This is a genomic window from Microbulbifer litoralis (assembly GCF_023634065.1).
Taxonomy (GTDB): Bacteria; Pseudomonadota; Gammaproteobacteria; order Pseudomonadales; family Cellvibrionaceae; genus Microbulbifer; species Microbulbifer litoralis.
The window spans coordinates 1-19,093 of the sequence record NZ_JALKCV010000002.1 but is presented as its reverse complement, the minus strand read 5'-3'; the positions used below and the strand labels follow the sequence as shown (position 1 = coordinate 19,093).

At 56.5% G+C, this 19,093-nt stretch carries 16 protein-coding genes; 4 read left to right on the top strand and 12 right to left on the bottom strand.

Annotation, left to right across the window (positions count from 1 at the left end; genetic code table 11):
• Positions 1–158 precede the first annotated feature (158 nt).
• From MWN76_RS03460 to MWN76_RS03450, 3 genes are read left to right on the top strand one after another with little or no spacing between them, the layout of a single operon-like run.
• A complete protein-coding gene (locus MWN76_RS03460; RefSeq protein WP_250459376.1) occupies positions 159–650 on the top strand; it encodes an RNA polymerase sigma factor in 492 nt (163 codons plus the stop codon).
• A 14-nt stretch (positions 651–664) separates the two neighbouring features.
• On the top strand, positions 665–1,633 hold the full coding sequence (locus MWN76_RS03455; protein ID WP_250459375.1) for a FecR family protein: 969 nt from the start codon (positions 665–667) through the stop codon (positions 1,631–1,633).
• A gap of 3 nt (positions 1,634–1,636) precedes the next feature.
• Positions 1,637–4,537 (top strand): TonB-dependent receptor, encoded by a 2,901-nt coding sequence (locus MWN76_RS03450; protein WP_250459374.1) that lies wholly within the window; start codon positions 1,637–1,639, stop codon positions 4,535–4,537.
• Positions 4,538–4,606: 69 nt separating this feature from the next.
• Here the strand turns inward: MWN76_RS03450 and MWN76_RS03445 are convergent, their stop codons facing one another.
• The 3 genes from MWN76_RS03445 to MWN76_RS03435 all read right to left on the bottom strand — a co-directional run bounded on the left by MWN76_RS03445 (position 4,607) and on the right by MWN76_RS03435 (position 10,275).
• Entirely contained in the window at positions 4,607–6,043 is a 1,437-nt protein-coding gene (locus tag MWN76_RS03445) for an alkaline phosphatase PhoX (protein WP_250459372.1), read from the bottom strand.
• 196 nt (positions 6,044–6,239) lie between these two features.
• The gene (locus tag MWN76_RS03440; RefSeq protein WP_250459370.1) at positions 6,240–8,858 is read right to left on the bottom strand and encodes a TonB-dependent receptor; all 2,619 of its coding nucleotides are present in this window, start codon (positions 8,856–8,858) and stop codon (positions 6,240–6,242) included.
• 301 nt (positions 8,859–9,159) lie between these two features.
• Positions 9,160–10,275, bottom strand: coding sequence for a cellulase-like family protein (locus MWN76_RS03435; RefSeq protein WP_250459368.1), 1,116 nt, complete (start codon positions 10,273–10,275; stop codon positions 9,160–9,162).
• A 107-nt stretch (positions 10,276–10,382) separates the two neighbouring features.
• On the opposite strand from MWN76_RS03435, the gene gcvA reads away from it, so the two are divergent.
• Positions 10,383–11,297 carry a transcriptional regulator GcvA gene (gene gcvA / locus MWN76_RS03430; RefSeq protein ID WP_250459366.1) on the top strand — a complete coding sequence of 305 codons (915 nt, stop codon included), beginning with the start codon at positions 10,383–10,385 and terminating at the stop codon, positions 11,295–11,297.
• A 120-nt stretch (positions 11,298–11,417) separates the two neighbouring features.
• On the opposite strand, the gene MWN76_RS03425 is transcribed toward gcvA, so the two are convergent.
• The 9 genes from MWN76_RS03425 to MWN76_RS03385 form a co-directional block, all read right to left on the bottom strand.
• Positions 11,418–11,783, bottom strand: a complete 366-nt coding sequence (locus MWN76_RS03425; protein WP_250459363.1) for a VOC family protein — start codon at positions 11,781–11,783, stop codon at positions 11,418–11,420.
• A 98-nt stretch (positions 11,784–11,881) separates the two neighbouring features.
• On the bottom strand, positions 11,882–12,424 hold the full coding sequence (locus tag MWN76_RS03420; RefSeq protein ID WP_250459362.1) for a DinB family protein: 543 nt from the start codon (positions 12,422–12,424) through the stop codon (positions 11,882–11,884).
• 53 nt (positions 12,425–12,477) lie between these two features.
• On the bottom strand, positions 12,478–13,371 hold the full coding sequence (locus tag MWN76_RS03415) for a 3-keto-disaccharide hydrolase (RefSeq protein WP_250459360.1): 894 nt from the start codon (positions 13,369–13,371) through the stop codon (positions 12,478–12,480).
• 197 nt (positions 13,372–13,568) lie between these two features.
• Positions 13,569–13,919, bottom strand: a complete 351-nt coding sequence (locus MWN76_RS03410; protein ID WP_250459358.1) for a hypothetical protein — start codon at positions 13,917–13,919, stop codon at positions 13,569–13,571.
• A 310-nt stretch (positions 13,920–14,229) separates the two neighbouring features.
• Positions 14,230–14,511, bottom strand: coding sequence for a hypothetical protein (locus MWN76_RS03405; RefSeq protein WP_250459356.1), 282 nt, complete (start codon positions 14,509–14,511; stop codon positions 14,230–14,232).
• Between the two features lie 573 nt (positions 14,512–15,084).
• Positions 15,085–15,402, bottom strand: coding sequence for a hypothetical protein (locus MWN76_RS03400; protein WP_250459355.1), 318 nt, complete (start codon positions 15,400–15,402; stop codon positions 15,085–15,087).
• Between the two features lie 524 nt (positions 15,403–15,926).
• A complete protein-coding gene (locus MWN76_RS03395) occupies positions 15,927–16,424 on the bottom strand; it encodes a hypothetical protein (RefSeq protein WP_250459354.1) in 498 nt (165 codons plus the stop codon).
• A gap of 515 nt (positions 16,425–16,939) precedes the next feature.
• A complete protein-coding gene (locus MWN76_RS03390) occupies positions 16,940–18,151 on the bottom strand; it encodes a hypothetical protein (RefSeq protein WP_250459353.1) in 1,212 nt (403 codons plus the stop codon).
• 130 nt (positions 18,152–18,281) lie between these two features.
• A partial coding sequence (locus MWN76_RS03385; RefSeq protein WP_250459352.1) for a toll/interleukin-1 receptor domain-containing protein occupies positions 18,282–19,093 on the bottom strand: 812 nt, incomplete at its 5' end.

The window sequence follows — 19,093 nt, the reverse complement described above, 5'->3', positions numbered from 1 at the left end:
CCCATCCCGGACTCCGCTGCGCCTCATCCAGGCTGCGTCTATCAATCCGGAGTTTCGGGTGCGGGATCCGTCCGGTTTTCCACAGGCGTTTTCCCGAGTCTGTAACATTCCCCCGCTAGGCTGCGCGGTGGAGTATCAATAATCGGGGACTCTCGCCAATGCCGGAATCCGGGCGCCTATCGCGGCAGCTTGTTCGGGAACTGATCGACGGCAGCGCCCAGATCCAGCGCTATGTCCGCCGTCACGCCGCCGACCCCAGCGACGCCGCCGATGTCTACCAGGAATCCATCACCCGGGTGCTGGAACAGGCCAGGGGTCGCCGTATCGACAATCCGGTCGCCTACGCCATCCGCACCGCCCGCAACCTGATGTTCAACCGGGTGCGCGAGGAAACCCTCGAAGAACACGAGCCGGTCTGCACCGCTCCCTCCCCCGAAGACAGCTACAGCTACCGCCAGCGCGTCGAGCGTCTGTCCGGGGCACTGAAGGCAATGCCGTCACTGCGGCGCGAAGTCTTTATCCGCCGCCGGATTCACGGCGAGAGCCGCGAGGAAATCGCCCGCGCCCTCAACCTGAGCCGGGAAGCCGTCAAGAAGCACATGACCCGGGCCCTGGTGGATATCCAGCGCCACCTGGACCGCCAGCAATAGACCCGTCGCACCGCATGAACAATCTCGACACTATCCAGACAGCCACCGATCCCTACACCGAGGCCGCCGAATGGCTCGAGCGCCTGTCCGGCGGCCCGTTGGAGCGGACCGAAAAACGCCAGCTGCAACAGTGGCTGCAGGGCGGCGATGGCCACAGGGAACTGTTCGAACGCATGCTCGCAACCTGGGGAGACCCGGCCCTGGCTGCGGCGGCAGAACAGATCGGGCAGCCGGGCACAGCGAGCGCCCAACGCCGCTCGCGGGCGATGGGCATCGCGGCAGCGGCGGCCTGCCTGCTGTGCGCGCTGCTGTGGGTGACACTGGGTACAGGCCCGGCCCCGGCCGAGCCGATCGCATACCAGTCCGCCATCGCCGAGGAAAAATCCGTGGCCCTGGAAGACGGCTCCGAGCTGTCGCTGGAGGCGGATTCCGCCCTCGATGTGCAGTATCGGGCCGACGCGCGCCGGATACGACTGCACCGCGGCGCGGCCTATTTCAGTGTCGCCAGGGATCGCCAGCGACCCTTCACGGTGATTTCCGGTGATACCAGCGTCCGCGCACTGGGTACCGAGTTCAGCGTCGACCGTATCGGCGGCGGTATCGATGTCCGGGTACACGAGGGCACCGTCCGGGTCTCGCGCCCGGCCATGCCGCGGCCGCAGATCCTGACCGCCGGCCAACACCTCAGGCTGGACGACAGCGGCCGTATCCAGCTGCGCGACTTCACACCCTCCGGGCGCGGCGCCTGGCACTCCGGCTGGATCGATATCGGCGACGAATCGCTGCAATACCTGCTCGGCCACCTGTCGCGCTACAGTGCACAACCCATCCGCCTGCGCGACCCGGCCCTGGCGCCCCTGCGCGTCGCCGGCCGCTTTCACCTGCGGGACACCCGGGCCACACTCGGCCTGCTCAGCGAACTCTATCCGCTACAGGTTTCCCACCGCGACGGGCGGATAGTGATCAGCGCCCAGCAGCACTGAACCATGCACCGCCGCGGCAGCCGTTGCCCCGCCGGATATCTCGCCTGCCTGCTGGCACTGGCGGTAACCCTCGGGGCGTCCGAGGCCGGGGCCGGTGACGGCGGGCGGGAAATCCAGTTCGCCATCCCCCCGCAGCCGCTCGGCGATGCGCTGCGGGCCTTTTCCCGCACGCGACAACAGACGGTACTGTTCAACCCGGCACTGGTTCGCGGCCTGGCGTCGCCACCGGTCACCGGCCGGATGACAGCGGCCGCGGCAATGGCGCAACTGCTGCAGGATACCGGCCTGGAGGCCAGCCGCACCGAACAGGGCTGGCTGGTGCGCGCGGTCGATAACAGCGAAGCCGGCGGGCGGGACCCGGCGACCCCGGCGCCGCGGCTGGAGGAAGTGGTGGCGATCGGCGAGTACCGCCGCAGCCTGCAGAGCGCGCAGGCCCTGAAACGCGATGCCGGCCAACACCTGGACATACTGCTGTCCGGGGAGATACGCCACTCCCCGGGGGCCAATATCGCCGACGCCCTGAGCAGGAACTCGGGTGTCTCGGTGGTGCGGGATCGCGGCCAGGCCCTGTTTGTCAGCATTCGCGGCCTGCCCACACGCTTCAACCGGCTGACGCTCAACGGCAACCCGATCGCCACCAATGAGAATGTGCGCACCTCCGGCCAGTACGGCCGCCAGTTCCACTACGACACCCTGCCACCGGAACTGGTAGCGGCCGTGGAAGTAAAGAAATCCCCGCGCGCGGCGGACGACGAAGGCTCCATCGGCGGCAGCGTCAATGTGCGCACCTTCCGCCCGCTGGATATCGGCCACAACAAACTGGATCTGCATTTTTCCGCCGGCGAATCCGAACACGTATCACAGAAGGATCCGCGCTTCTCGCTGATTGCAAACTGGGTCAATCCCGCCGGCGACCTGGGCGTTTTCCTCGCCGGCACCCACAGCCGGTTGAACCTGCGCCAGGACCGGGTGCTGAATTTTGGCTGGCAGCAACTGCCGGCGGGGCAGGCGGTTTTTCCGGAGGTGGCGGGCGCAGTCCTGTCGCCGGGCAGTATCCGGCCGACACTGGAACTGGAAAGCCGCGACCAGTCCGGCGTCAGCTTCGCAATTCAGCGCGAGACCGAATCCGGCATCGACTGGAACCTGAACTTCCTGCAACTGGATCAGGAAATCGACTACCGCGAGTTCAGCTACAGCGCCGACTACGCCATCGCCGCACTGGATCCCGACAGTATCGGCCTGCGCGACGATGCCATCGTTTCCGGCAGCACCGACAGCGGCTCGGTGCAGATCGGGCTGGAGACAGCCGGCCTCATGGACCTGAGCCGGGCGGTCGATTTCAACCTGGCGGGCGACTGGAAGCGCGACTGGTCCTACCGCCTGACCGCCGCCGCGTCCAGGGCCGACAGTTACAACGACGACCCGATCCGGCGCACACGCTTCCGCCGCGAAAACGACACCGGCCTCACCTTCGATTTTCCCACCGTCGACAGTGAACGGCTGCCCGAGGTGGACTACGCAGACCTTTCACTGCTCGACGCCGGCGCCTTTCCCGGCCGCCGCCTGGAATGGCGGCGCAACGAAACCCGGGACAGCAATTACTCGGCGGAATTGTCCCTTACACGCCGTATGGAATCGGGACTGCTGGACAGCCTGCAGGCTGGCATTGAATTGCAGCGCCGCATCCGCGATTACCGGCGGACCGATGCGATGATTATCGACGATATGAAAGGCGAGTATTTTCCCCCGGCCTATTTTGGCGAACTGCCCGTCGACGATTTTCTCTCGGGAACAGACAGCCACCTGCCGCAACAGTGGCTGGTACCGAACGAATCCATGTTCTGGCGTCATGTGGATGCGGATACTCTCGCCGACAACCTGCTCACGGCAAACAACCGGGTCAACTCCTACCGCGTGGACGAGACCGTCAATGCAGCCTACGCACAGCTGAACCTGCGCGGCAGTCGCTGGCGGGGCAATATCGGCCTGCGCTATGCGCAAACCGGTCACACCGCCCGCGGGCACCGGCTCGACAACCGCTCCGGCAACACCGGGCCGGTTTCGCACTCTAAGCGCTACGGCCAACTGCTGCCGGCGGCCAACCTGGCCGTCGACCTTTCGCCGCAACTGGTCTGGCGATCCGCCGCCGCGCGCACGCTCAAACGGCCCGACCTGCAGGACCTGGCCCCGCGGCTGACCCTGAATTCCGGCGACGAGAAAACCGCCGAGGGCGGCAACCCCGCACTGCGCGCGGTTACCGCCTGGCAGCTGGACACCGGCCTGGAGTTTTATTTTTCCGATACCGGCGAACAAAGTGGCCTGCTGGGCCTGGGCGCATTCTACAAATCCCTGGACGGATTCATTCACCGGGATATCGCCCCGGTCGACATCGAAGGCGAGCGCTACAGCCTGACCACCCGAACCAACGGCGGCCGCGCCGAGGTCCGCGGTCTGGAGCTGGACTTGCGCCAGCCGCTGCGCTGGCTGCCGCCCCCCTGGAACGGGCTCGGTGCCCAGGCCAACCTGACCCTGGCCGACTCCCGCGCCCGCTACAGCCGCGGCAGTGGCGTTGTCCACGATCAACTGGAGGAGGTTGCACGGCGCACCTTCAACCTGGGCCTGTTCTACGATGCCCCGGCGCTGACCGCGCGCCTGCAGTACAGCTGGCGGGACAAATCCCTGAGCGAGGTGGGAGACTTCGACCAGTCGGCGCAGAACGATATGGCCTTCGGCACCCTCGACGCCTACCTGTCCGTCGCCGTGGCGGACAATATCCACCTGTTTGCCGAGGGCACCAACCTGACCGGCGCGGCGGAGCGGCAATCCGCCGCCGGCAATGAATTTGCCGGATACAGCGACTACGGCCGCCGCATAGCCGCGGGGATCGAGCTGCGCTTTCAATAACTGACGGGCAATAACCGCCAGACAACAACCGCCGGCAGTAATCACCGATCGCCATCGAACGGCCGCTCGTCAAACGCCCCGCCGCGCCGTGCCCCAGGGGCCGGTAATGGCCAGGGTAAAGCCGGGCCGCTGGATATTGACGAACAGGGTGGAACCGTCCGGCGAGAAACAGGCACCGCAGAACTCGCCCTTGTCCGGGTGGGCGTTCATCGCCAGCGTGTAGATTTTGCCCTCCGGTGTGATACCGCGGATATAGTTGCGCATATCGGGCGCTTCCGAATAGCTGTCTTCGCAGACGATCAGGTCACCCCAGGGCGCCACGGCCAGGTTGTCGCAGGATTCCATGATCGCGCGGTCGCGGGTTTCGTAGACAAGCTGCAGTTTGCCCGGCGAACCGGTTTCCGCGGCGGTGCCCTCGTCGGGGCTGGGGATGTAACGCCAGATCTGGCCGATCATTTTCGGCCCGCCGCCGGTTGCGGCAAAGAAGATCTCGCGGCTGCCGTCGTCGCGGCGGGCAAAGGCGACTCCCTCGCAGCGGCAAAAGCGCGCGGCGCCGTCGGCGGCGCCGCGCTGCGCCAGGTCGCCGTGAGGATTGTCGACCCCCTCCAGGTCGATCCAGTCGCATTCGAACAGCTGCTCGGTGGTAATCGGCTCGCCCTCGTCATCGGGCCAGTTGCGGGTCTGGGCGCCGGGCCGACCGCGGATCGCCAGCGCCTGCAGCCGGCCACCCCCGGCCAGTTCGCCGGGGGTATTGGGAATAAAACGGTAGAAAACCGACTCGCCGGAATCCTCGGTCAGGTAGACAATCCCGTTGCTGCTATCCACGGCCGCGGCCTCGTGGGTAAAGCGGCCCATATCCCGCAGCGGCACCGGCTCCACCAGTCCGCGCGCATCCGCCGGCACTTCAAATACATAGCCGTGTTCGCGGCCGAAACCCTCCGCCGGGCCCGCCAGGGTTTCCTCACAGCTCAACCAGCTGCCCCAGGGTGTGGGACCGCCGGCACAGTTGCGCACTGTGCCGCTGAGGCTCAGGTGAGAGCGCTCGATGCGCCCGCTGCGGTGATCGTACAGCAGCGTGCTGGTGCCGCCCTTGACCGGCAGCTCGTTGCGGTACCGGTCGAACACCCGCGATGAGACCCCGGCCGCGGCCTCGGGCTTACCGTCGAAGGGCCCCACCTCCTCGCCGATGGAATCCAGCTCGTGGTTGCGCACCAGCAGGCACTGGTGGGCGTTGCCCGCCACCGGAAACGCCGCCATGCCGTCCGGCGCGCTGGGTGTCAGCAGGCCGTCGCTCATGGTATCGGCGGTGCGCGACAGCACCTTGTAACTGAATCCCGGTGGCAGGTGCAGGATATCCCCCTCCCCGCCGACAAGATCACCGAAACCGCGGCTGCCACGCACGGGATCGATGCGATAGGTCTGCGCCTGTGCCGGCACACTGGACAAACCGCCAAAGGCGAGCGCAGCGGCGGCGGCGCGCTGCAGGAAAACACGGCGACTCAACATGGTGTCGTTACCTCTCTGTAAAAACGAAAAAGGCCGAACCCCGAATTGGGGGTCGGCAAAGCGGCCGGGCAATGGGAGAGCTGCCGGGCGAGTGGATGCCCTCGCCCGATTATTCCCACGCTCCATTAGGGTCCGGAAATCGTTCTCGGAACATCGCGGTGCGGGCGGCTGGCCACCACACCGCCACGGCCCGACATCAGAAATTGGCGCGGGCGCCGAAGGCCAGGGTTCTGCCGTAATCCGTATAACTGCGGAACTCATTGCCCTGGACAAACTCCTGCTGGATCTCGTTGGTCAGGTTGATGCCCTGCGCAAACACCGATATCTCCTCGGTCACATCGTAGGATGCACTGAAATCCAGCGAGCCGAAATCGGCCTTGTTCTCGTCCGCCAGGCTGTTGGTGCCGATCTGGTTCAACACATCGTCGCGCCAGCTGTAACTGAAGCGGATACCGAAGGGGCCCTGCTCGTAAAACGCGGTCAGGTTGTAACTGTTTTCGGCGACATTTTCCAACGGCCCCTCTATCCGTTCATCGCCGTCGACATAGACGGCGCTGGTATCGGTGTAGGTGTAGTTGGCCTGCAAGCCCAGTCCGTCAAAAGGTGCCGGCAGTGTATTGAACACCTGCTGGTAGGCCAGCTCAAAGCCGCTCACCTCGGCATTGGAACCGTTCACCTTGGAAGTCAGCCGGTAGGTCTGGCCATTGAACTCCAGGTCCAACATCTGGGTCTGGATAAAGGTGGAGATATCCTTGTAGAACAGCCCCGCGGTCAGCGCGGTTCCGTCCTGCGGATACCACTCCAGCGTGGCGTCGTATTGCCAGGCCTCGAACGGCTCCAGGTTCGGGTTGCCACCGGTGGCGGTGAGAATATCGCCGGAGTTGAAAGTCATCCGCGGGGCCATATCCTGCAGGTCCGGGCGGGTGATGACCTTGGCCGCCGAGACACGGCTGACCAGGTCGTCGCGCAGATCCAGCGCAAAGTTGGCCGACGGCAGGACATCGGTGTAGTCGCTGGTAAAGGAAACCGGAGTCGCACCATTGTCGGTTTCGGCGTGCCCGGCGGACGTCTGCTCGGTACGCGATACCCGCACACCGATATTGCCGCGCACCGGGATATCCGCCAGCATCGCATCCAGGTTGGCCATGGCGTAGGCGGAATTGATCGTCTCCTCGATACGGTAGGAGTTGCGCAGGTCGCCATCCGTCGGCGGTGCCGCCAGGTCTTCGGCCGAGGGATAGTCGCTCCAGAAAGCGGACTCATCCGGCACCAGCCAGACCTGCGGCAGGGTGCCATCGGCATCGCCGAGGAAGTCGTCCACAGGGAAGCCGGTAAAGTAGCTCTCGTCGAACAGCTCGCCCTCGATCCCCTCGTACAGGCGCAGGTCGCGGCGGAAGTAATCGCGCGAGCGCTCGCGCAGCTTGAAGCCGGTGGAGAACTCGTTGAAGGCGAGTACATTGATCTCGCGGGTGGCGTCGAACTGGAAGGATTCCTCGACATCCTCCGCACGGATGGTCCGCCACTCGAGGCGGCGCCCGGGCCAGTCCGCCGGGTTGTTCAGGTCGACATTGTTGTACTGGATATCCGGTACGCTGTTGCCGTCCGCCCGCGGAAACAGGAAATCGAATTCGATACCGCTGGTCTGGCGGAAACGCGTACGGCGAATTGGATCGGCATCCTCGCTGTCCGCGGTGGAGCGGAACAGATCGGCGGACAGGTCCCAACTGCCGATCGCCCAATCGACGTTCAGGCCCATGGACAGGTTTTCATCGTGGATACCGGAGCTTTCGCGCCCGATCTGCACCGAACCGTCGGTGGTCGTACCGCCCACCACGGCGCCGTCGCGGATGACCGCCGAACCGGGCACCAGGCTGGTGCCGTAGTCGGCGCTGTAGGTGAACTCGTCGTAGTGTACGTCCTGGTCTGTGTACAGCAGGTCGAAATTCACATCCAGGCTGTCGTTCGGGCGCCACTGCAGGGCCGTGCTCAGGCCGGTGCGCTCGCGCTCCTCCAGCTCCAGTGTCGGGCGCACGCCACCGGGCGTAATCACGGAACCGGTGTCCGCCGCACCGTCGCCATCGGTATCGATGCCGTCTTCGATTTCGGTCCAGCCGAAGTTCAGCGCACGGTCCTGGCGCGCACTGCGCTCCGCATAGGCACCGGAAACCAGCATACCGAAGGTATCGTCGTCATTTTTCCAGCTCGCCAGCCCCGACAGGCGCGGGTTGTTCTCGCCGGCCAGTTCAGAGCGGTTCTGCTGGGCGCTGACATTGAAGGTACTGGCCGGCAGGTCCAGTGGACGGAAAGTGCGCACATTGACGGTACCACCGATGGCACCGGCATCCATATCGGCAGTCGGGCTCTTGATCACCTCGACACCGGACACCAGCTCCGCCGGCAGGGTGTCGAAGCGGAACTGGCGACCGAACTGCCCGGAGGTGCGCACATTCTCGTTGACTGCCATGGTGCGGCCGTTCAGTGTGGTTACCTGGAAGTTGGCCCCCAGGCCGCGAACCCGTACATAAACCCCTTCGCCGCGATCGCGGGTGATGGTGACACCGGTAACCCGCTGCAACGCCTCGGCAATGTTCTGTGCGGGGAACTCGCCGATATCCTCGGCGACAATGGCATCGACCACGCTGTCTGCGTTGCGCTTGGCATCAATCGCCGACTGCAGGCTCTTGCTGTAGCTTCCGGTAACGACAATCTGCTCCATCAACTCGGCGTCTTCCTGCGCCGCGGCAGGAACCGCCGCGACGCCAAGCGCGGCCATGGACGCAAACAGTGCGCTCTTTCTGAAAGTGGGCTGTTTCATTCTTGTCTCCAGGTTCTCACCTTTCCGTCAATAAATCGTTGCTTGTTCGGCGAGGGGCCCGCTCGCGACACCTGCGTAGAGAGGGAAAGGGTGAGAAAGGGGACAAATATTTTTAGTTTTCTGGAATCCAGGTGGTTTAACTTTACTGAAACAAAAAATGACTAGCATGACGCCTGAGCGCTTTGCGCCTTGCCACTGAAAAACGCAGAACCGTTTCAGAAACCGGCGCTGGCGGCACCGATAGATTTTCGGCGCAAGCCGGGGTGAGCCGTAAAGCAACCCCGGCTTTCACGACAGAAAGCTATTCGATACGCCCCGCGTGGATCAGATCCGTCAGCTGCCGGTGCCATTCAACGTCCCGCCACATACCCGCGAATTGCGGGCCGCAGAAATGGCTGGTGGACAAAGCCGTCCAGCGGCCGGTCTTCACCGCCTCCTCCACGCCGAACGCGCACAGTTCCCTGACCCAGTCCCAATCCAGTAGCGGCCAGTCCTTGTAGGCCACCAGCGCCCAGCCCTCCGTGGTGACCAGCGGTTTTCCGGCCTGCCGCGACCACTCAGCCAGCAGGTCGATACCGCCCTTCAGGCGTCCCTTCCAGTGTTCCGGTTCTTTTCGGTAGAGCGCCTCGGCGTTGCGCGCCAGCACTTCGTACATCTTCGGGTCAAAACCCGCCGCACCGAGATCGAACCCCATCCTTTCATCGAAGTCGCTGACCTCCGCCTGCGACATCCAGATATGCGGCTCGAGCAGATCCATGAAAGAGACATCCTGCTGTCGCCAGTTGAGATATTCCGCGGTGTAGGAAAAACAGTAGTCGAGGTCGGGATACGCCTGCCGCAGTATGGCGATGGAATCCATCATCCACTGCCTCACATCCTGCCGGGTACGCGACGGGCCGACACCTTCCGGGCCCGCCCCGAGCTGCAGGAAAGGCGCCCACAGCGGCGCCGGCCACTCGTTACAGAGATCCACCCACAGGATGTTGTCGATCAGCCCCGCGGCGGCGATAGAGTCCAGGGTGCGCCTCCAGCTTCGCCCCAGGTCTTTCGCGGAAGTGATCCCCATGCGCACATCATCGCTGTCCTGCCGGAACCAGGTGGAGAGAGCAACCTTCACGTCCCGCTCTGCACACAGGCCGATAAATTCATTCAGGGCCGGCTGTACACGGACTTTCGTCAACGCCGGGCTGCCCCAGTCATGCTGGCTCCAGACCGGCAGCAGTTCCCATTCCCGTTGCGGGCCGGCATCGATGAGATGGGGGTAGGCGTCGATACGAACGGCGTCGTAGCCACGCTCCTTCAATTCATCCAGCGCCTTTCCCCAGTCCTCATAGCCGGCGCCGGGCCAGCGGCGCTCCAGCCAGGAGAAATCCCACATCGCGACCGCCAGTGGATGGGTCAGTCCGGACTTCAACATTTTCAAGCTCCTTCAACAGATCAATCGGAGCAATCACTATTCCCCATTGATCCCATGCAGGGAAACGAGTAGTTTTCGACAGTTCATCAAGAAAAGCTTGAAGATCCATGCAGCGAATGCTCCCCGGGACCCGGGCCCTCAGAACCTTCGAGGCCGCCGGCCGGCACCTGAACTTCACCCGCGCGGCCGAGGAGCTGGGCCTGACACCTGCAGCGGTCAGCTTCCAGATCAAGGAGATCGAGGAACAGCTCGACATAGTCCTGTTCACCCGTACCAGCCGCAGGATCCGGCTCACGGCAGCCGGTGCCGTGCTGTTCGAGGCGGCCAGCGATGCACTGGATAACCTCCACCGCGCCACCAGCCGTGCCCGGAAAATGGCCCGGGGCACCGCACACCTGCGCCTCTCCCTGGGAGCGAGGTTTGCCAGCCACTGGCTCCTGCCGCGCCTGTCGCGCTTCCGGGAAGCAAACCCGGGCCTGGAACTGACATTCGATATCACCGATCGGGTGCGGGACTTCGACATCGACGACGTGGACGCAGCCATCCGTTTCGGCCACGGGCGCTATCCCGGCACACGCTCTGAGCGGCTGTTCGATACGGTCGTTATCCCGGTGTGCAGCCCACAACTGCTCGAAACCGGCCCCGCCCCGCAGGAAGCCCGGGACCTGCTCCACCATACCCTGTGCCATGTCGACTGCCAGATCGAAGGCATGGTCTGGCCAGGCTGGGCAACCTGGATGGCCGCGGCCGGCATCGACAACTTCGACGACAGCCGCTGCCTGTCCTTCACCGACTCAAGCCACGTGATACAGGCCGTGACCGACGGCAACGCAATCGGCCTGGTGGAACTGGCAATGGTGGAAAACGACCTGGCGCAGGGGCGGCTGGTGAGATTGTTCGATATCGGCGTCAGTGTGGCGGACGAGTACGCCTATTACCTGGTTTATCCGGAAGGCAGTCGCGAAACCCCTGGGGTGCAGGCACTTCGTACGTGGATGTTGCGTGAAGTATCCCGGGAGTAGTGAGATTCCTCAAATACCTTGGGTCGCAAGGTTTTATTGCACCGTTCAAACCTAGTGGGCCGCTCTGAACTAACCCCAGTAATCCTTATTAAACAACGCGCCGCAGGTTTCGCTCCTTTGTCACGATCTTGCCGCAGGAAACGGTTCCGCGGGCGGCGTTGCCAGTGTGATGAGGTTGCCGTCGGGATCGTGCAATTGCGCCAGCGTCGAATAATCACCCGGTATGTCCTCTCCGAGTGCGATCCCCAGATCCAGCAATCGGCGTCGCTCGGCGGCAAGATCGCCGATATATAAAAACATCACACCTTTACCTGCGATCTCGTCGCTATCAGAGAGCATCAACCCACCCTGATCGAAAAGCTCCCACTGTACCAACGTATCCATGGGCCGGTAATCTGGCTTTCGACCCAACAGTTTCGTATACCAGATCTCGGCCGCGGCGAGATCCGCGGTGAGCAGCGATGTATAGATTCTCTGCAGATTCATTTTTTCCTCCGAGATGGTATCTATATGGCCGAACCAACGGGTAAAGGGGTCGCGCCGGGCTAGCCCGGATAGCCGCTAACGCAACGATGGATCCCTTACTACATATGAGCTTCTTCCGGAACCCGTACCAAAAGATCGGTAACCCCGATATCGACACCCGCCTGTGACAGCAAAGTAGAGACTTGTCCTCGATGATGAGTCTGGTGGTTAAAGAAATGCAGAACCAGGCTCGAATATCGTTTACTAGACGGAACGCCCTCGATGCTGTGATAGCTGAGAACAAAATCCAGATCAGCATCACAAAGCTCGGCGACCCAACTGATAATCCGGTGGTCCAGCCAGGCCCTCCGTTCAGATAAACGACCGAGATCGTCAAAGAGCTTTTGGTCCAGGTTCTTCGGGTCCTCAAGATCAACGACCTCCCGCAACGAGTTCAGGCAGGAAGGATGAGTGGCAAACCGTTTGAGCCAGATGGTATCAGCAACGAGGATGTGGTTCAGTGTCCCGAGGACAGAACCAAAAAAAGCCCCCCGGTCTCTTGCCAAATCTTCGGCAGAGAGGCATGCCGCGGCTTCATATACCTTCAAGTTCATCCACTGATTGTAGCCGGCCAGCAATGCAAAGTGATTTTTCAGGCTCATCAAAACTTCTCCTTATGACGGAGCAGCAAGGATTGTTTACCAACCCCCGCGCTCTACAACTCAAAGTAGGAACGATAGGCTTTCGGAATATCCTGAATAGGTTGCAACTCGATGCGCCGATAGAACACCTCCCCTGCCTCACTCTGAAGGACAATCTGCCCTTTTGTCAGAGGCTCGACGCCCGTCTCAGTGGGATACGATGAATTCCGCAACGCCATCACGACCTCACCGTTGACGATATGAAGACTTTTATCCTCATAGGTGATCAACTCCAGCGTGTTCCACTCACCGGAGGGCTTTTCGTTGTTGTGGCTCGCGCGACAGGTGATCGGTTCTCCATCGCCACCAAAGGTTTCCAGTGGGACTTCGGGATCATATCGGTGAGCTTCGTCCTCCCCTTTCGAGGCGCACTGGATATCGATCCGGGAGGAGCCAATTTTCCACCAGTCACCGGTCAGCCCTTCCACCCCCTGTTCAACGACCTGAAACTCCTGCGAGAGCGGCCAGGCACGCCAATAGTCTACTCCATGCTCACCCTTTCCATGGTACAGAATACCGCTATCCAGTGGCAAAGCCTCCCTCGGCGGCCACTTCTGGTTGCCCCACTTTACCTGTAGCCGAAGGCGATAGTTACTGTAGTCTTTTCTGGTAAAAATACCGCCGTATATTTCACCGGAAATCCGCAGTACAGGCTCACCGCTTTCGGTACTTACGCTGAAAACATTCCACTCGTCCCTGTCGTAGCCAACTGGCTCGAGATACTCTCCGCCTTCATCCTGCCTCAGGTCGCTGACTTTCGTCCCTGGATTTGGGAAGCCCAGATAAGTTCGCCACTGACTGAGTTCAGTATCCAGCAAGGGCTGCCACTGAGTTGCGCTCGCCGATAAAGAAAGGCCCAGCAGCAAAGGGAATAATAAAATTGTGTAACGCCTATGATTTTTTATCATGAGATCATCAATTTTCCATATGATAGATTAAAAAAATACAATAAAACATATATTTTTAGCCGCCTCCCTTAATACAATAACCAGGCACTTACTCTTCACGGGAAACCTAGTTATCCAACGATTTTAATAATTTTCCATTTTGAGACAACTACGCAAAAAGGCCCACTACATGAGCCATTTTTATTCGTCAACATGATTTAAAATACCATTGCGTGATCAACTAAAAAACGTCCATCTTCATAAACCAAAACCATTTCTGCCACGTGCTCACCTGGAGCCTTTGTGTAATATTGCTTCCACACAATAGCCGCAGATTCTGGTCTTCTGAAAACGGCAACTGGCTCTCGTTGCGCAAAGAACCCTTTCTCTTCCTGATATTTCACGCAAACCTTATTCAGATGATCCCTGGTGACAATCTTTAGCATTCTCTTATTGAAATCTCGAACGTGTCGATCATGATCAATATTTGTCGATGCCTCCATCAGGTTATCCATGATGGGATTAGCTATGTCTAATATTTCTTTCTCCGACATCTCTTGGAAATTCATCCTACCTCCTCATGAGTCTCAAAATCGCGGCCAACTGTGAGCGATTTATATTCGATGATGGAACCTCAACTACCCGGTATAAAATGGGAAGAATCAAAATTTTCGACACAATATGATTTAATTTCAATTAAAGAATTCATGTTCAGCGACATAATTCATCTATAATCGGAACGCGACTTTTGCGTGCCGAGTGTCGATGGCATATAGTTAGTTGACTTGTCAGGAGTCGTCACAAGCTCCTCATACCGATTAACCGAATCTTGGTATTCCTTTTTGACAAGATCTTCTAATTCAGAAGGAAATGGGACGCCTACGTCAACAGGCTTTCACTAAATACATCCTCTGAATGAGACAACATCGACAACCTACCCCAGATCGAACGGTCAAACTCAATACATGCTATAAGCGGGTTCAAAAAACCGGTTAGCTTATTTCTATAATATTCAACTTCTGCTTTGTAGTGTTCCGCTTTAAGACCAGCTTCAAATACTTCATTAGCCTTTAGTGAAGCTAACTGTCTATTTAAGATAAACGCAAAAGCAGCAACCAAAAAAGGGGTCAGCACTGTTGCAACATCTTTTACTACTTCCATTAATTATCTCTTCTCATAATGGTCCACACAAGAACAGGAAAATAAGTGCAATGTTTTTTCCTAACCGACCAACTCGGCAGGAGCTGCGCTTCTTAACTGTTTCCGAAGCGCTCAAGCAGGTATCTTTTATTGGGACACGATATTTGACCAAAATAGATACCTATTGGGTAGAAACCGAGCAAATAGGGCTTTACCGTACATTTTTGCAATCCCGGAGAGAGTTCGGAGAATTCCATTTTCAAGCTCATGTACTTTCCATGAATTACTAGAGCGCTTTCCGAACACTCTTCTACCTGAATGCGACTAACCGGATTATCAAAACTAAATGATACCTGTGTCCCGAAGATGGCATTAACCCTGTAATAATCCTTTCCACTCTTTTCATAGAATCTAGATTCTAGGGAGCCTAAATGTATCTCTTTGCGTGTCATGTACACCATTTCTCGCCGTAGGAACCCCGGTCTCCCAGGGCCCTGTAGTGGTCAAAAATACTTCTTCAACTCATAATGCCGCGCACACCGGTGCGAGCTTGCGAGCATCCGGCAGCCGAAGGCTGCGTAGTGATGCGCTTGGTTATGAGTTCTTTTGCTTTTCATATTCTTCTGTAGCGTCCTCATCTACAAAAACTGACACGGGCTCAGCCCAGTGTGCGTTCGAGCCTCTTTTTTTAACCCCTGAAACCCAATATTCGGCTCCGGAATCTTCGCAAAAGTAGTTACCCAAGACACCGCCTCCTTTGGCACGAGCAAGCAAACGGCCTCGATAGTAAATGGTACGCCCCGTTTTCGAGAAGGTAACCCACCCAATACGAGCTTTGTGGCCGTCTATGTCGCCTTCTTTGTTCTCAATGTACATGAGCCGACGCTCATTTCCCCGAGTTAACTGACTCATGCTAGATACTCATAACGCCGAAATCAGCCGCGGCTAACTTTGTGCGCATTTTGCGCAATAATGGGAGCGCAGCGACCGCGCAAAAGGCGCACAGAGTTGGCCATCGCCGTGTCTGTCACTTGTTAAAACCCGGGGGCTAAATCTGAAACCGCTTTGTGCCAGTACGCCTAAGCCGGACGAAATAAGTTGCTGTACCCGCCATAAACCATGTCAAAAATATTGTACCCCATACCGGAAACCATGACTTTAAGGCGAGTGCGTAGATTACTACATATAAAAATATGCTACCTGTAGCCGCACCAATAATTGTCCCTATGAACCTTCCACCAGCTACAAGACGAGCACCGCATTTTCGGCACAAAACTGAACCGCCCAAAAACGCAATTCGCAATTTAGTTCCTGGTTTTACGATGGCGGTATTACAGTCTGGACATCTCAGGTGGTTCATAGGTTTTTAACGCTTCACATAAACGGCGTGAGGAACGAGCGTCCGGCGACCGCAGGGAGCGAATTTGATGTGATTGTTATATGCCACTTGGCACCTTCTCTAAGAACTTTCTTAGCAGGGATGCTGAGTGCGTGAAGTTTTCAAGCTGATCTTGCAGACCGTATGCCCATTTGATGCCATGAAAGAAATTATTCCTGAAACGATAAACTATGATCAGGCAGCCAATAAGCTGGGAAGCTGAATCTGTATTCTCCCCGGTTAGCACAGCACACACCAAATCAGGGTTGTCATTTTTACGTAGGTGGAGATTGTCAAAGCGATAATTCGTATTACCACCACCAATATAGCGATTGGAAAAGTAGTCTAAATGCTCCGTGAACCAACCGCCGTCGATGATTCCCGGCTCAATGCTTTCGACTTTCTCTGATATTTTCTTGACGGATGCATTGCTCTCCAACATTTGGGCCTCGAACAACGTCCAGAGCAACGTAAACCTCTGAAGCGCTTCATGTTCTTCAATTGAGAGATGCTCAACACCAGGAGCGATCTTTTCAATATCAGCTAGTTGAACCACAGAATCTCCTTTGGCATATAACGCCCCCAAGCAGGGGCATATTTTTGCGTTTTGAGCGCAGCGAAGCAAAAATATGTCCCGCTGCCTTGGCTTGTTAAGTTTTTGAAGTCTGCTGCATGCTATTGACTGCATATACAAACCCTACAATCACTGGGAATGAAATGGCTACTGCGAATATTTGACGCTCTTCATCTCTTGTTACTATTGGCCCGAGGGGATCGAACAGCCAGTGGCCTATTAATATCAAGAGCGCCCAGCAACACGAGGCTAGAACGTAGCCAAAGAACCTTTTGGCATTTACATTTATGCTGTTACCTTGGCTAGAAAATCGCCCCATCTGGATTACGCCAAGAACTGCACCAACAGCGCTTATGATTCCGGTAATGCCATTAATTGATTCCCATTCCATATCTAGAGCTTCGATTCCTAGTGAAACTTAACGCTTCGCGTCACCGGAAAAATAAAGTTGCAGAGCGTAGCGGCGCAGCTTTATTTTGTCCGAGTGCATGCGTTTGTTAGCTTTCGATCGCAAGTTGCTTAAGCCATTCTGTTGACGTGTGAAGCTGATCTTTCTGGAACCACATTAATCCAATACCCATCCATTCCAGAAATTTAACGCATTCACTATCGGGGGCTTCTGGTAACAAGATGGCTATATGCGGTTCTTCGTCACCTTTTAGGGCATACCAATAATCAAACAGTTGCCCTACAACCATTCGAATATTTGGTTTTTCTAATGAGCTTTTTACTTCAATTAATAAATCTTGTTTCTTGCAGTATTTTTGTACAAGGACATCGAACATACAGGAGTTATCACGACCTTCGAGTAAGGTATATTTTGATAGTGCTGTTCTGATCATATTTGTTAGTTGATTGTGGACTTTTCTTTGTTTGATTGTCCCAGCCTTGCGTATTACCTCAACGTCCTCTTCATCTTTAAGCGGTAATTTATCTTTATTTTTTGTTTCTTTATTCTTGAGCAAACCTTTCTTTGCCTTTTTTCTTTCTGTTTCAATAAAATCAGGTAAATCACTACCTACTTGATCAAGGTCTGCTGCATCTTCAATTCCACCTGTACCATAAAGATTTACCATTGCAGTGTACTGTTTTAATAAATCATCTCCCTGAACCTCCAATGCCTTAAGTAAGTTTTTTACACCTTCATTGCCATTGATAAGCGGAAATTTAATTTCCTTGTCCAGCATAAAAAATGCTGGTGTTAAGAAGTACTCAGCCTTCATAAGTTGTTTTTTATGGTTGGCCTTTGGAATTCCAGGTGTTTGTTGTATTGCCTGTATCAGCCTTTTCCTATCGCTGTTATTTTTAGCAGCATAGGCAGATTTATACATTGGCAACAGAGTATTAAAATTGTCTTCGACCCATCTTAAAGAGCTATTTCTATATGCTTTGTAAAAGTTTGTGAACCCTGTTTGTTCTTGAACTATTTTATCGACAGATGAATCTTTTAGAATTAGGGCTATATCTTGAGATACCTCCTCAAGTGAGGAAGACGTGAAATCCCTATTGAAAATATCTCCCAAAGCAGGAATTTTTGTACTCTTTATATAGCTAGCATTCTCACCTTCGTAGCTATTCGTAATCCATGACAGCTTAGATAAACCATATAGTTGATTCGGTGTTACTTCAGATTTCTTGAATACATAGCCAGCAATTTTGCGAACCATATGATTCGTATTTCTCTGTCTGTTTGCCCAGTCTACTGACATATATGATTTCCACTAAAAAGCTAACGCCGCGCTCAGCCGCAGCTTACTTTGTGTGCATTTTGCGCGAAAATGGGAGCGAAAGCGACCGCGCAAAAGGTGCGCAAAGTAAGATGTCGGCTGCAGCGCTTTGTTAACCCACGAACTGTGGGATCATTGCCCAGTTTTGCGGTGTTTTTTGGTGCAGTACACCACAAAATTTTATTGTACTGCCGCCAACGGCTTTTATATTTACATGAATAGGCATCTGCGGCGTCAAGCCTCTGAATACAGCTACCAGTTGTCCATTATAGGTATTCCCATCATTTAGCTTGATATTTTTATTGAAGCCAGTTTTTGTAGGGTCTTCATTTGGTGTTTTAAATACCAGCTCACTCTCCTCATTCGTAACGAGAATGACAAAACTTGTAATAGGCTCTAAATAATGTTGAGCTACGATATTAATATTTAGCTCGTTCTCGTCGCCGCTTACTGTAAAGCCCAAGTTCGAGTATGGTTGCTGATTGGCTCGCTGAAAGCCATTGAGGCCTTGAACTACATTAGCCATTTGCGCTACAGCAGCATCCAGGCCTACCGAGTAGAGATCAATATAGAGAGTTTGTGAGAGTATTGGAGGCATTGCCACTGAATCCAAACGAACCGGGACAAGCTTACAATTGCCATGACTCGCTTTGAGTAAAGCGTTTTGCCACTCAAGCGAGACCATTTTGCTCGAGATGCTATTTTGAGACACAAAAAAGAAGAAGTACTCAGCCTCGCCAAGTGCTTCTGACATTTTTTCTATAATTCCATCACCCGGCTGAATTGACCAAGAATCATAAAACACCCGGTCTTGGCCAAAGATCTCACGCAACTGAAGAGCTACCGGCTCCACAATGGGTTTATCCTTGTGATTATGACTAATAAATATCATTTTATACTTCTCAGCTAAAATCTTGAACGGGT

What these genes read in the sequence shown, in the direction of transcription:
- MWN76_RS03410 (WP_250459358.1), bottom strand. Translation starts at nt 13,919, where the DNA reads ATGAATTTCCAAGAGATGTCGGAGAAAGAAATATTAGACATAGCTAAT.
- MWN76_RS03450 (WP_250459374.1), top strand. Translation starts at nt 1,637, where the DNA reads ATGCACCGCCGCGGCAGCCGTTGCCCCGCCGGATATCTCGCCTGCCTG.
- MWN76_RS03390 (WP_250459353.1), bottom strand. Translation starts at nt 18,151, where the DNA reads ATGTCAGTAGACTGGGCAAACAGACAGAGAAATACGAATCATATGGTT.
- MWN76_RS03460 (WP_250459376.1), top strand. Translation starts at nt 159, where the DNA reads ATGCCGGAATCCGGGCGCCTATCGCGGCAGCTTGTTCGGGAACTGATC.
- MWN76_RS03455 (WP_250459375.1), top strand. Translation starts at nt 665, where the DNA reads ATGAACAATCTCGACACTATCCAGACAGCCACCGATCCCTACACCGAG.
- MWN76_RS03440 (WP_250459370.1), bottom strand. Translation starts at nt 8,858, where the DNA reads ATGAAACAGCCCACTTTCAGAAAGAGCGCACTGTTTGCGTCCATGGCC.
- MWN76_RS03415 (WP_250459360.1), bottom strand. Translation starts at nt 13,371, where the DNA reads ATGATAAAAAATCATAGGCGTTACACAATTTTATTATTCCCTTTGCTG.
- MWN76_RS03425 (WP_250459363.1), bottom strand. Translation starts at nt 11,783, where the DNA reads ATGAATCTGCAGAGAATCTATACATCGCTGCTCACCGCGGATCTCGCC.
- MWN76_RS03405 (WP_250459356.1), bottom strand. Translation starts at nt 14,511, where the DNA reads ATGGAAGTAGTAAAAGATGTTGCAACAGTGCTGACCCCTTTTTTGGTT.
- MWN76_RS03435 (WP_250459368.1), bottom strand. Translation starts at nt 10,275, where the DNA reads ATGTTGAAGTCCGGACTGACCCATCCACTGGCGGTCGCGATGTGGGAT.
- MWN76_RS03445 (WP_250459372.1), bottom strand. Translation starts at nt 6,043, where the DNA reads ATGTTGAGTCGCCGTGTTTTCCTGCAGCGCGCCGCCGCCGCTGCGCTC.
- MWN76_RS03400 (WP_250459355.1), bottom strand. Translation starts at nt 15,402, where the DNA reads ATGAGTCAGTTAACTCGGGGAAATGAGCGTCGGCTCATGTACATTGAG.
- gcvA (WP_250459366.1), top strand. Translation starts at nt 10,383, where the DNA reads ATGCAGCGAATGCTCCCCGGGACCCGGGCCCTCAGAACCTTCGAGGCC.
- MWN76_RS03420 (WP_250459362.1), bottom strand. Translation starts at nt 12,424, where the DNA reads ATGAGCCTGAAAAATCACTTTGCATTGCTGGCCGGCTACAATCAGTGG.